The following is a 12,679-nucleotide window of genomic DNA, read 5'->3' as shown; positions in this document are numbered from 1 at the left end:
GCGTTTTCCAGAAACTTTCAATCCGTTTGTATCGCGTGCTTTTCACCAGACAGGAAAAGCACGATGACCCGGGACCATGCTGCGTCGGCGGGATGCCGGTGAGTGGGCGATCCGTCTGCGTTTGCGTGCGGGACTGCAGCGCACGCGCGCACTGCGGGTCAATTTGCCATTGTCGGGCGCGCCGTTGCAGGGCATGCATGTGTCGCGTCGTGCTGGCGCAGCTCAGGCCCGGGGGGACGGTGTGTCGCGGCGCAGTGTGTCCTGAGGGAAACAGGCATCGATCCAGCCCAGGTCATCCCGCAGGCGCCGCCAGTCGAAACCCGGGCCCGGGTCCTGTTTCCGACCCGGTGCGATGTGCTCGTGGCCTGCCACGTGCGCGATGGGGTTGCGTTGCGCGAGCTGCCGGCACAGGCCGGTCAGCGTGGTGTACTGGGCGGCCTCGAAGTGCTCGCCCTCCAGACCTTCGAGCTCGATACCGATGGAGTGGTCGTTGCAGTTGTCCCGGCCGCGCCAGCAGGACGCACCGGCGTGCCAGGCGCGTGCGTCCACATCGACGAATTGCAGCAGCTCACCATTGCGCCGCACGAAGAAGTGCGCCGACACCTCGATGCCGCGGATGCGTTCGAAATAGGGGTGGGCGTTCCAGTCCAGGCGGTTCGTGAAGAGTTGCTCCACCTCCGGGCCACCATACACGCCTGGCGGCAGGCTGATGGAGTGGATGACGATGAGATCGACACGTGCGCCGTCGGGCCTCGGGCCGAAATTGGGCGAAGGACAGTGGCGCGCGCCGCGCAGCCAGCCACCCGTCCAGGGCGCCTGCACGGGGTTGTCAGGTGGGCTCTTCATCGTCCGACGGCATGGAGATGCCCAGGCGCTGGATGCGGTAGCGCATCTGGCGCAGGTTCAGCCCCAGACGGGCGGCCGCGGCGGTGCGGTTGAAGTCGGATTCGCGCAGCGCCTTGAGCAGCACCTGCCGCTCCTGTTCGTCAAGGTAGGTTTGCAGATCGGCGGGAATCTCCGCGGGCGGCCCCGACATCGACGCGGCAGTGGCGTCGCCACCGGGCAACTCATCGGGCTGGGTGGGTACTTCGTCGTCGCTGTCGACCTCACCGAAATCCTCGGGTTCGAGCGCATCGCCGCTGCTCAGCGCCAGGGCTCGCTGCAACAGGTTCTCGAGTTCGCGCACGTTGCCCGGCAGCTCGCGCGACTGCAGCCAGGCCAGCGCGCGCGGCGAGACGTCCGGCACGCCCTGCCCGGACTCGGCGCACAGGCGGGCAAGCAATGCCTGCACCAGGCCGGGCAGATCGTCGCGGCGTTCGCGCAGGGCCGGCGTGCGCAGCGCGATCACGTTGAGGCGGTAGAAGAGGTCCTGGCGGAAGTTGCCGGCCTGCACCAGGGCGGTGAGGTCGCGGTGCGTGGCGCTCACCAGCCGCACGTCCACGGCCTCTTCCTGCACGCCGCCCAGCGCACGCACACGGCGCTCCTGAATCACCCGCAACAGCTTGGCCTGCATCGCCAGCGGCAGGTCGCCGATCTCGTCGAGGAAAAGCGTGCCGCCGCGCGCCGCCTGGAAATAGCCTTCGCGGTCGGCGGTGGCGCCGGTGTAGGCGCCCTTGCGCGCACCAAAGAACTCGGCCTCGATGAGGTTTTCCGGAATGGCGCCGCAGTTGACGGCGACGAACGGCCCCGCGCTGCGGTGGCTGCAATCGTGCACCGCGCGCGCCACCAGCTCCTTGCCGGTGCCGGACTCACCGAGGATGAGCACGGGTGCCATGCTCGACGCCACCTTCTCGATGCGCGCCTTGATCTGCACGACGCTCGGGGAGTTGCCGACGATGCGCCTCAGGGACGCGGCACCGCTGGCGGCAATGGTGGGTTTGCGTGGGGCATCGGCGGCTGCGCCGTTGCCGGTGCCGCTGGCTGAGCCACCGTTGGCGCCAGGCGCCAGGGGGCCGCGCTGGCTCTGCAGGGCGGCGGTCACCGCGCTGCGCAGCTGCTTGAGGTCCACCGGTTTGGTGAGGTAGTCGAAGGCGCCCGCCTTGAGCGATTCGACGGCGTTTTCCGCCGAACCGTAGGCGGTGATCACGATGCATTTTTCCTCACGCTGGGCTTCGGTGAGCTCGCGCAGCAACTCCAGGCCCAGGCCGTCGGGCAGGCGCATGTCCGATATCAGCACGTCGAAGCGCTGCTGGGCCAGCCACTCGCGCGCCTGGGTGAGATCGGACGCCGCCACCACCGCATGGCCTTCGCGCAGCAGCGTCAGCTCGTAGAGCGTGCGCAGGTCCGGCTCGTCGTCGACGACCAGAACGGAGGCGGTATTCGGTGTACTGGGCATCGGGCCGGGAGTGGGAGTCAGCGGGTGGCCAGGGGTGCGTCACCCGACATCGGGCCGCCATACTGGACGGTGCGCGTGACCACGGAGTCGCCGGGGTAGGGCAGGCTCTGCTGCGTGGGTTCGCGGTTCGAGCTCGCACCGGGTCCCCTGGACGGGATCAGGGCATAGAACTCGTTGCCCTCGCGCTGGTCCAGGCGGGTGCGGCGGTAGGCGATCTGCGCGCCGTAGCGCTCGCACAGCTCGCGACAGATGTAGAGGCCCAGGCCGCTGGAGCGGCTCTCCGACGAGAAGAAGGGCTCGAACAGGTGGCGCATCACGCTGGCTTCGAGCGCCTGGCCATCACTCCACACCGACAGGCGGATGTGCTCGCTGCCGCTGGGCTGCGTGATGACGCGGATCGACGACGGCTTGCCGCTGGCATGGCGAAGCGCGTTGTCCAGCAGATTGATCAGCAGCCGGCGCAGGTGCTCAGGGTCGAAGCCGATGTGGGCCGCTGCCGCATGCACGTGCACACCCAGGATGCGTTCGGCCCGGTTCTGCCGTGCCCATTCGTGCGTGATTTGTCGCACCGTCTGGTCCAGCGGCAGCGCTGGCGCGGAAGCCTGGTCCTGGCTGGGCTGGGCGCGTGCCACGTTGAGAACGTCGTCGACGATGCGCGAGAGCCGCTGGGCATTCTGTTCGATCATGCGCGTCAGGCGCTTCTGCGCGGGCGCCTGCACTTCCTCGTCGAGCAGCGCATTGGCCTGGGTGATGGCCGACAAAGGGTTTCTGATCTCGTGCGCCACGGCTGCCGACATGCGCCCCATCGACGCCAGCTTCTCGGTGCGTACCCGCGCCTCAACCTCGCGCAGATCTTCGAGGAACAGCACGCACAGACCCGCACGGCGCCCGTGCTGCGCCGTCAGCCGGGTGCGCGCATGCAGGCGCTGGCTCGGCCGGTCGTCGTTGTCGATTGTCGTCTCCATCTCGAGCGCTTCGCCCATCGCGAAGGTCTCGTTCACGATATGGGCCAGATGGTGCCAGCTGGGCCGCGCCGAGAGCAGCAGCTTGGCGGCCTGCGGGGAGGTGTGGCCGAGCAACATGGCCTGCGCCGCGGGATTGGCGTTGCGCACCACGCCGTGCGGATCCACCACGAGCACGCCCACCGTCAGGCTTTCGATAACGAGCTCGTTCACCTGCGCCTGCGCGCGCGCGACGGCCTGGCTGCTGGCGGCCACGGCCTCCTCGCGCGCCAGCCGGATGGCCAGCTGGTTGGCCAGCACGGCGACCAGGAAGAATCCGGTGCCGGTGAGGGCGGCCTGCAGGAAGCGGGAGGTCGACATGTCGCCCAACAGGGTGGCGCTCAACGCGGCCTCGCCCAGCAGGTAGAGCGTGACGCTGGCGGCCGTGGCCAGGGCCAGGATGAGCGGCCCCAGGATGGAAGCCAGCAGCACCGGCAGCGCGAACAGCGCGGTGTAGTTGATGCTGGCGACCTGGAACGACTGCAGCAGCGCGAAGACCACCACGTCCACACCGATGGTCATCAGCCATTGCAGTTGCAGGGGACGACCCTGTTCGACAGGGCGCCAGGCGTAGAGCACGATCAGGGTGGAACACAGGTGCAGCGAGCACAGCAGCACCAGCCAGCCCGCGCTGTCGTTCTTGGAGACGACCATGAAGACCTGCATGGCCAGCAGCACCGCGGCAATGAAGACACGCGCACGCATGAAGGCCCGCCACAGGCGCACGAAGGCGCGCATGCGCTGCTCGCGGCCTTGCGTGTGGCTGCCCTCGAAGGCCGAGTACCAGGACGGCGCGAACTGCGAACTGATGTCCCTGGCCATGTCAGTCCTCGCGCAGGCGCCGGTGCTCGGCACTGCAGTAGACGCCCTGGCTGCCCTGCACCGCCTCGTTCTCTGGCAGGTGGGTGCCGCACTGGCGGCACGCGACCATGACGGTGGGCGCCTTCGCCCGGCCCGGTTGAGGTGGTTGCTTGCGACTCGCCTCGGCCTTGTCGCCCAGGCGGTTGTTGCGCCAGACGTAGAAGGCCACGATCACCACAGCCAGGACAAGCAGGTATTTCATGGAGGGGCGATTCAGCCGCGTTGCAGCAGAACTTCGAGAACGAAGCGCGAGCCGACATAGCCCAGCAGCAGCAGGCCGGCGGCCAGGTAAAGCATGCGCACGGCCACCCGACCACGCCAGCCCAGTTGCCAGCGCCCCCAGAGCAGTACGCCCATGGTGAGCCATGACAGCACCGAGAACGTGGTCTTGTGGTCCCAGACCCAGCGGTGGTTGAGTGTTTCAGAGAAATACCAGCCGGCCAGCAAGGTGGCGCTGAGCAGCGCGAAGCCTGCCGCAACGAAACGGAAAGTGAGCCGCTCCAGCGTGAGCAGTGGCATGGCCGTCTCGCTGGCATTGCCCTGGCGCATGGCTTTCTCCGCGCGCTGCATCAGCCACGCGTGCACCACAGCGGCGGCAATCAGGCCGTACGAAGCAATTCCCAGCGCCCAGTGCAAGGGCATCAGGGCCGATCCCAGGGCCGGGTAAGGCGAACCCGGAAAGAACCAGGCCAGCACCACCGCCACCGTACCCAGCACAGCCAGCGTCCAGCGCGCGCGCAGTTGCGGATAGAGGCGGCTCTCGACCAGGTACACGGTGAGCACCAGCCAGGCCGTGACCGACAGCGCAGGCGCAAAACCGAAGCGCGCCGGCTGCTCGAACAGGCCGATCAGCAGCACCACCAGATGCAGCAGCCAGGCCATGCCCAGCAGGCCCCGGCTTTGCGGTACGGAAATTCTTGGATGGACCCAGGCCAGCACCGCGTACGCCAGAGCCGCGCAGCCCGAGAGCACGGCCGCGGGCAGGGTGGACGCGAGTGCGGGCATCTGGCTCATCGGGTGCGTGGTGCGCCGGGCGTGTGGGTGGAGGGCGCAGCTAAAATCATCCACACAGTTTAACGGCCCCGCCCGGCCAGACGCCGCCGGTCCGCCGGCCCAACCGCCCGTCCGACGGCCCGCCCGAGGCGGCTTTCCGCCTCTTCCTCCCCCACCCGAGCGCAGCATGGCATCAGCCCTTTCAGACCGACTCTCACGCATCGTCAAGGAAATGCGCGGCCAGGCCCGCATCACCGAGAGCAACGTCACCGACATGCTGCGCGAGGTGCGCATGGCCTTGCTGGAGGCCGACGTGGCTCTGCCAGTGGTGCGCGACTTCATCGCCCGGGTGAAGGACAAGGCGCTGGGCCAGGAGGTGGTGGGTTCACTCACGCCCGGGCAGGCGCTGGTGGGCATCGTCAATCGCGAGCTCGCCGCGACCATGGGCGACGGCGTGGCCGACATCAACCTGGCCGCGCAACCGCCGGCGGTGATCCTCATGGCCGGTCTGCAGGGCGCGGGCAAGACGACCACCACCGCCAAGCTGGCCAGGCACCTGATCGAGAAACGCAAGAAGAAGGTGCTCACGGTCTCGGGCGACGTGTACCGACCCGCAGCCATCGAGCAGCTCAGGACCGTCACCGCGCAGGCCGGCGCCGAGTGGTTCCCCAGTACGCCTGACCAGAAACCGGTCGACATCGCGCGCGCGGCCATCGACCACGCGCGGCGCCACTACTTTGACGTGCTGCTGGTCGACACCGCCGGTCGCCTGGCCATCGACGAAACCCTGATGCGCGAGATTCAGGAGCTGCATGCGGTGCTCAAGCCGGTGGAGACGCTGTTCGTGGTGGACGCGATGCAGGGCCAGGATGCGATCAACACCGCCAAGGCCTTCAAGGACGCATTGCCCCTGACCGGCATCATCCTGACCAAGACCGACGGCGATTCGCGTGGCGGCGCCGCGCTCTCGGTGCGTGCCGTCACGGGCGCGCCGATCAAGTTCGCCGGCGTGTCGGAAAAGCTCGACGGGCTCGAAGTGTTCGATGCCGAGCGCCATGCGCAGCGCATCCTCGGCATGGGCGACATCCTGGCGCTGGTCGAGCAGGTCACGGCCGGTGTGGACATGGCCGCGGCGCAGAAGCTGGCCGCCAAGGTCAAGAGTGGAGAAGGCTTCGACCTCAACGACTTCCTCGAACAGATCCGCCAGATGAAACAGATGGGCGGGCTCTCCAGCCTGATGGACAAGCTGCCCAGTGCGATGGCCGCCAAGGCCGGTCAGGTCGACATGAACCGTGCCGAGAAGGACATCCAGCGCAAGGAGGGCATCATCTGCAGCATGACGCTCAAGGAGCGCCGCAAGCCCGACATCATCAAGGCCACGCGCAAGCGCCGCATCGCTGCCGGCGCGGGCGTGCAGGTTCAGGACGTGAACCGCCTGCTCAAGGAGTTCGAGCAGATGCAGGACATGATGAAGAAGATGAAGGGCGGCGGCATGATGAAGATGATGAAGCGCATGGGCGGCATGAAGGGCATGCCCAAGCTGCCTGGCATGGGCTGAGCGGCGCTCAGCCCAGCGTGCGCGCCATCGCCTGCGCCGCCGCCTGCAGGCGCGGCAGCTGCAGGCGGGCCTGTGCCAGCGTCATGCGCGCCGCCGGGGCCTGCAGCGCCAGCGCGCAGCGCACCGTGCGCTTGCCCGGTGCCAGCACCGGCACCGCCACGCACACCAGCCCCTCGACGAACTCCTCGGCGTCCACGGCGTGGCCATCACGCCGGATCGCGTCGAGTTCGGCGTCCAGCGCCGCGCGCTCGGTCAGTGTGTGCGCGGTGTAGCGCGTGAGCGCCAGGCCGTCGAGCAGCGCGCGGCGCTGGCGCACGCCCATCCAGGCCAGGAACAGCTTGCCGCTGGCCGAGCAGTGCGCCGGCACGCGCGTGCCGGGGCGCAGCTCCAGCCGCAGGGGGAATGCCGATTCCACGCGATCGAGGTAGACCACCTCCGCGCCCGACATCGCGGTCAGGTTGCAGCTCTCGCCCACCTCGGCCACCAGCTGGCGCAGCACCGAGTGGCGCACGCCCTGGCGTGTGCTCGCGCTCAGCGTGGCTTCTGCAAAACGCAGCAGGCGCGGGGCCAACGCAAAGCGGCGCCCGTCGGGCTCGCGCTGTAGCCAGCCGCCGGCTTCCAGTTGCACCAGCATGCGGTGCACCGTGGGCTTGGGCCAGCCGCTCAGCTCGACCACGTCGGGCAAGGCCAGCGGCCTTTCCTGGCGCGTGAGAATGTCCAGCAGGGCCATGAGCCGCAGGCCCGGGCTGTTGTCGGCGTCGGTGTCCATATCTCGAAAAATGAGACGATTAATCAAATTATTTCGAGACAAATTCTAGTGCCGCCTACATTGCGGGCACAACTTCGAGGAGATGGGTGGTTTGATCACACCGAGCTTTCACAACGCTGTGGTGACCGGTGCCTGCGGCGGCCTGGGCCAGGCGCTGGCGCGGGCGCTGATCGACCGCGGCGCGCGGGTGGCGCTGGTGGGCCTGCAGCGCCCGGCACTGGAAACGCTGGCCTCGCTGGCGCCCGGCCGCTGCGCCATCTACCAGCCCGACGTGTCCGACAGCCTGGCGATGCAGGCCATGGCGGCCGACTGGATGGGCCGTTTCGGCACACCCGACCTCGTGATCGCCAACGCCGGCGTGGCCGGCGGGTTCGACACTGCGCAGGCGGGCGACCTGGCCGTGATGCGCCGCATGCTGGAGATCAACCTGCTGGGCGTGGCCACGACTTTCCAGCCCTTTCTGGAACCCATGCGAACGAGTGCGCGGCGCGGCGCGCTGGTGGGCGTGGCCAGCGTCGCGGGCTGGCGCGGCATGCCGGGCAACGGCGCCTACTGCGCGAGCAAGGCCGGGCTGATTGCCTACCTGCAGAGCCTGCGCGCCGAGTTGCGCCCGACCGCGCTGCGCGTGCACACCGTCAGCCCGGGCTACCTGCGCACCGCGCTGACCGCCGGCAACCGGTTTGCCATGCCCGGCCTGCTTGAACCCGGGGAGGCCGCGCGCCGCCTGCTTGCGGGCGTGGCCGCAGGCACCGAACACATCGTGCTGCCACGGCGCATCGGCTGGCTCGCGCGCGCGCTGGGTCTGTTGCCCGCGCGACTGCACGACCGCATCCTGCTCGGCCAGCCGCGCAAACCCCGCGCCGGCGAACCCGGCGCGACCGAGATCCCCGGCATCAGGAAACCATGACGACACCCACAGAACAACAGATCGCCCTCATCGGCGCGGGCCCCTCGGGCCTGGCCGGGGCGCGCTGCCTGCAGAAGCACGGCATCGACTTCCAGGGCTTCGAGGCCCATACCGACGTGGGGGGCTTGTGGAACATCCACAACCCGCGCTCCACGGTGTACGCCTCGGCGCACCTGATCTCCAGCAAGCGCATGACGGAGTTCAGTGAATTTCCCATGGCCGAACACGTGGCCGATTACCCGAGCCACCGCGAGCTGCTGGACTACTTCAGCGCCTTCGCCGACCACTTCGGCCTGCGCGCGCATTTTCGCTTCGGCACGCGCGTGCTCAAGGTCGCGCCGGTGAGCGACGCGCCCGACTCGCTCTGGCGCGTGACCACCGAGGACGCAGACGGTCAGCAGACGACGGCCGACTACAAGGGCGTGGTGGTGGCCAACGGCACGCTGGCCGAGCCCAACATGCCGCAGTTTGAAGGGCAGTTTGCGGGCGAGTTGCTGCACACCTCGGCCTACAAGCACGCGGACCAGTTCCGCGACCGGCGCGTGCTGATCGTCGGTGCGGGCAACTCGGGCTGCGACATCGCGGTCGACGCGGTGCACCAGGCGCGCAGCGTGGACATCTCGGTGCGGCGCGGCTACTACTTCGTGCCCAAGTACGTGTTCGGCAAGCCGGCCGACTCCATTGGCGGCAAGATCACGCTGCCGCCCTGGCTCAAGCAGAAGGTCGACAGCACCATCCTCAAGTGGTTCACCGGTGACCCGGTGCGCTTCGGCTTCCCCAAACCAGCCTACAGGATGTACGAGTCGCACCCGGTGGTGAACTCGCTCATCCTGTACCACATCGGCCATGGCGACGTGGGCGTGCGCGCCGATGTGGCACGCTTCGACGGCCACACGGTGCACTTCAAGGACGGCAGCCAGGGCGACTACGACCTGGTGCTCGCCGCCACCGGCTACAAGCTGCACTATCCCTTCCTGGACCACGCCCTGCTCAACTGGCGGGGCATGGCACCGTCGCTCTACCTCAACATCTTCGCGCCGCGCTTCGACCGCCTGGCCGTGCTCGGCATGGTCGAGGCCAGCGGCCTGGGCTGGCAGGGTCGCTACGAACAGGCCGAACTTGTGGCGCGTTACTTCAAGGGCCTGGACGCGGGCTCGGCGGCGGCGACCGCGCTCAAGGCCGCCAAGGCTGGCCCGCCACCGGATCTTTCGGGTGGCTACAAGTACCTGCAGCTCGAACGCATGGCCTACTACGTGAACAAGGACGCGTACCGCAAGGCGGTGCGCCAGGCCGCCGCCGCGCAGGGCTGAGTCCGACCGACCTCAACGACTGGAGACATGCCATGCTGCCTGTGGACGAAATCCGCCTGAACTTCAACCCCGCCTCGCTCGCGGTGCTCAACGGTGTGCTCGCCTTCCTGATGTTCGGTATCGCGCTGGACACGCGCATCGAGGACTTTCGCCGTGTCGCGCGCATGCCGCTGGCGTTCACGGTCGGCATCGTCGCGCAGTTCATCGCGCTGCCGGCCATCACCTACGCGCTCACACTGTTGCTGCAACCCGGCCCGAGCATTGCGCTGGGCATGATCCTGGTGGCCTGCTGCCCACCGGGCAACGTGAGCAACATTCTCACCCACCGCGCCAATGGCAACGTGGCGCTGAGCGTGTCGATGACGGCCGTGTCCAATGCCATCGCCATCGTCGCCATGCCGCTGAACTTCGCGTTCTGGGGCGGCATCCACCCCACGGCCGCGCCGCTGCTCAAGACCATTGCGCTGGACCCGCTGGAGATGGTCGGCCACATCCTGCTCATCATCGGCGTGCCCTTCGTGCTCGGCCTGTGGTGCGCGCACCGCTTTCCGAACTGGACGGCGCGCTTCAAGAAGCCGGTGCGCATCCTGAGCTTTCTCGCGCTCATCGCCTTCATCGTCGGCGCCATCGCCGGCAACTGGCGCTATTTCCTGGACTACGTCGGCCTGGTGCTGCTGGCCGTGGTGATCCACGACGCGCTGGCCTTCGGCACCGGCTACGCCATCGCGCGCGCCGCCGGCCTGCCTGACTACGACCGCCGCGCGCTCTCCATCGAGGTCGGCATCCGCAACGCCGGGCTGGGTCTGGTCCTCATATTCAGCTTCTTCGGTGGCCTGGGTGGCATGGCCGTGGTGGCCGGGGTCTGGGGTTTCTGGGACATCATCGCCGGCCTGCTGCTGGCGGGCTGGTGGTCGCGCCGGCCCTTGCAGGGCGGCGTGCCGGCGGCGCCTTCCGCCCCGCGCACATGACGGGCGCGATCGAACGGGCGCCGCTGGCCCGGCGCGTGCTGGTCACGGGCGCCGACGGCTTTCTGGGCCGTGGTCTGATCGAGGCGCTGGCGCGCGAGCCGCATGTCCAGCACCTCGTGGCGGTGGATGTGCGCGAGGTGCCTGCCGAGCGCCACTTGCCGAACGTGGTCTACGTGCGGCAGGACGTGCGCGCGCCGGCGCTGGCCGATACCGTAGCCCTGCACGCCATCGACACCGTGGTGCACCTGGCCTCCATCGTCACGCCGGGCAAGGGTTCGAGCCGCGCGTTCGAGTACGCGGTCGACGTGGGCGGCACGCGCAACGTCATCCGTGCCTGCCTGGCGCACAGCGTGCAGCATCTGGTGGTCTCGTCCAGTGGTGCAGCCTATGGTTACCACGCCGACAACCCGGACTGGCTGACCGAGGAGAATCCCTTGCGCGGCAACGAGGTGTTTGCCTACGCGCACCACAAGCGCCTGGTCGAGGAGATGCTGGCCAAGGCGCGCACGAACCACCCGGCGCTGCGCCAGACCGTGCTGCGCATCGGCACCATCCTCGGCGAGCGGGTGGACAACCAGATCACTTCGCTGTTCGAGAAGCCGCGCATCCTGGCCATTGCCGGCAGCGACAGCCCCTTCGTGTTCGTGTGGGACGAGGACGTGACCGGCGCCATCCAGCACGCGCTGGGCGGCCAGGGCGTTCCCGGCTGCTACAACCTCGCCGGCGATGGCGCGCTGCCCCTGGCCGAGATCGCGCGGCGGCTCGACAAGCCACTGCGCGTACTGCCCGCGGGTCTGTTGCGCGCCGCGCTGCGGATCGGCTCGATGCTGGGTATCAGCCGCTACGGGCCCGAGCAGCTCGACTTCCTGCGCTACCGCCCGGTGCTGCTCAACACCGCGCTGAAGGAGCGCTTCGGCTACACGCCACGCAAGACCAGCGCCGAGGCCTTCGAGGCCTTCGTGGCCGCGCGCGCCGCGCAGGGGCGGCCGGTGAAGGGGGTGCGGTGAACGCGTTGCCACTCTCGCGCGGCGACCTGCTGCGCGCGCTCGCGGTGGTGGTCATCTGGGGCCTGAACTTCGTCGTGATGAAGGTGGGGTTGCAGGGCATCGGCCCAATGCTGCTGGGCGCGTTGCGCTTTGCCGCCGCCGCGCTGCCGTTCCTGCTGTTCGTCCGTTTTCCGCGCCTGCCCTGGCGCTATGTCGCGGGCTACGGCCTGGCGCAGGGCCTGGGCCAGTTCGGCTTTTTGTTCCTGGGCCTGCAATTGGGCATGACGGCGGGCATGGCCTCGGTGGTGATGCAGACGCAGGCCTTCTTCACGCTGTTGCTGGCGGTGCCGGTGCTGGGTGAACGCGCCCGCTGGTCGCAGGGCCTGGGCCTGGTTGTGGCACTGGGCGGGCTGCTGCTGATCGCCACCGCGCACGGCGATGGACCGGGGCAGATGACGCTGGCGGGTTTCGTGCTCACGCTCTCGGCGGCCTTCATGTGGGCCGTCTCCAATCTGGTCGCGCGCCTGGCCAGCCGGGTGGCCGACTACGAGCCCTTTCCCTTCATCGTCTGGAGCAGCCTGTTCCCCATCCTGCCCTTCGTGGCGCTGGCGCTGTGGATGGACGGGCCGCGCACCGTGCTGGATCAACTGGCGGGAATCACCTGGCCGGCGGTTCTCTCGGTTCTGTTCCTGGCCTGGCTGGCCACCCTGCTGGCCTACAGCCTGTGGACGCGACTGCTCAAGCGCCACCCGGCGGGACGCGTCACGCCGTTTTCGCTGCTGGTGCCGGTGGTGGGTTTGTGGGCGGCGTGGATGTTCTTCGGCGAGTGGCCGCTGCCGCTGCAGTGGCTGGGCACGGGGCTGGTGCTCATGGGGCTGGTGGTGAACCAGCTCGGAGGCTGGTGGTCTTCGGTGCTTCTTCAGCGGTCATAGGTATTTCGCTCATCGACCTCGCGCCAGGCCGGAGAACGCGTACCCAGCCCAGCCGTCCT

At 68.6% G+C, this 12,679-nt stretch carries 12 protein-coding genes; 6 read left to right on the top strand and 6 right to left on the bottom strand.

Going from position 1 to position 12,679, the window contains the following annotated elements; all coding sequences use genetic code 11:
• Positions 1 to 222: 222 nt before the first annotated feature.
• The 5 genes from ampD to ccsA are packed head-to-tail and all read right to left on the bottom strand — an operon-like array spanning position 223 to position 5,211.
• Positions 223 to 846 (bottom strand): 1,6-anhydro-N-acetylmuramyl-L-alanine amidase AmpD, encoded by a 624-nt coding sequence (gene ampD / locus K5880_RS06140; RefSeq protein ID WP_297649868.1) that lies wholly within the window; start codon positions 844 to 846, stop codon positions 223 to 225.
• A complete protein-coding gene (locus K5880_RS06135) occupies positions 830 to 2,335 on the bottom strand; it encodes a sigma-54 dependent transcriptional regulator (RefSeq protein ID WP_297649866.1) in 1,506 nt (501 codons plus the stop codon). The genes ampD and K5880_RS06135 overlap by 17 nt, the downstream gene beginning before the upstream one ends.
• 17 nt (positions 2,336 to 2,352) lie before the next feature.
• Complete coding sequence (locus tag K5880_RS06130; protein WP_297649864.1) at positions 2,353 to 4,158, bottom strand: ATP-binding protein; 1,806 nt, start codon at positions 4,156 to 4,158, stop codon at positions 2,353 to 2,355.
• Between the two features lies 1 nt (position 4,159).
• Positions 4,160 to 4,399, bottom strand: coding sequence for a PP0621 family protein (locus K5880_RS06125; protein ID WP_297649862.1), 240 nt, complete (start codon positions 4,397 to 4,399; stop codon positions 4,160 to 4,162).
• Between the two features lie 11 nt (positions 4,400 to 4,410).
• A complete protein-coding gene (gene ccsA / locus K5880_RS06120; protein ID WP_297649860.1) occupies positions 4,411 to 5,211 on the bottom strand; it encodes a cytochrome c biogenesis protein CcsA in 801 nt (266 codons plus the stop codon).
• Positions 5,212 to 5,377: 166 nt separating this feature from the next.
• Here ccsA and ffh point away from each other — a divergent pair, with 166 nt between their 5' ends.
• Positions 5,378 to 6,748, top strand: a complete 1,371-nt coding sequence (gene ffh, locus K5880_RS06115; RefSeq protein ID WP_297649858.1) for a signal recognition particle protein — start codon at positions 5,378 to 5,380, stop codon at positions 6,746 to 6,748.
• A 7-nt stretch (positions 6,749 to 6,755) separates the two neighbouring features.
• On the opposite strand, the gene K5880_RS06110 is transcribed toward ffh, so the two are convergent.
• Positions 6,756 to 7,517: an IclR family transcriptional regulator gene (locus K5880_RS06110; protein ID WP_297649856.1), complete on the bottom strand. Its 762-nt coding sequence runs from the start codon at positions 7,515 to 7,517 to the stop codon at positions 6,756 to 6,758.
• 91 nt (positions 7,518 to 7,608) lie between these two features.
• Between K5880_RS06110 and K5880_RS06105 the strand changes: the two genes are divergently transcribed.
• The 5 genes from K5880_RS06105 to K5880_RS06085 are packed head-to-tail and all read left to right on the top strand — an operon-like array spanning position 7,609 to position 12,620.
• Positions 7,609 to 8,424 (top strand): SDR family oxidoreductase, encoded by an 816-nt coding sequence (locus K5880_RS06105; RefSeq protein ID WP_297649854.1) that lies wholly within the window; start codon positions 7,609 to 7,611, stop codon positions 8,422 to 8,424.
• Positions 8,421 to 9,734, top strand: coding sequence for an NAD(P)-binding domain-containing protein (locus tag K5880_RS06100; RefSeq protein ID WP_297649852.1), 1,314 nt, complete (start codon positions 8,421 to 8,423; stop codon positions 9,732 to 9,734). Before K5880_RS06105 ends, K5880_RS06100 begins: the two co-directional genes overlap by 4 nt.
• Before the next feature lie 32 nt (positions 9,735 to 9,766).
• Positions 9,767 to 10,702: a bile acid:sodium symporter family protein gene (locus K5880_RS06095; protein ID WP_297649850.1), complete on the top strand. Its 936-nt coding sequence runs from the start codon at positions 9,767 to 9,769 to the stop codon at positions 10,700 to 10,702.
• Complete coding sequence (locus tag K5880_RS06090; protein WP_297649848.1) at positions 10,699 to 11,709, top strand: NAD-dependent epimerase/dehydratase family protein; 1,011 nt, start codon at positions 10,699 to 10,701, stop codon at positions 11,707 to 11,709. Before K5880_RS06095 ends, K5880_RS06090 begins: the two co-directional genes overlap by 4 nt.
• Positions 11,706 to 12,620, top strand: a complete 915-nt coding sequence (locus K5880_RS06085; protein WP_297649846.1) for an EamA family transporter — start codon at positions 11,706 to 11,708, stop codon at positions 12,618 to 12,620. Before K5880_RS06090 ends, K5880_RS06085 begins: the two co-directional genes overlap by 4 nt.
• Positions 12,621 to 12,679 lie beyond the last annotated feature (59 nt).

The sequence above is a fragment of the Hydrogenophaga sp. genome (assembly GCF_025699295.1).
GTDB lineage: Bacteria > Pseudomonadota > Gammaproteobacteria > Burkholderiales > Burkholderiaceae_C > Hydrogenophaga.
Note: the sequence above shows the minus strand (reverse complement) of the source record. Positions and strands in the feature narration are given on the sequence as shown.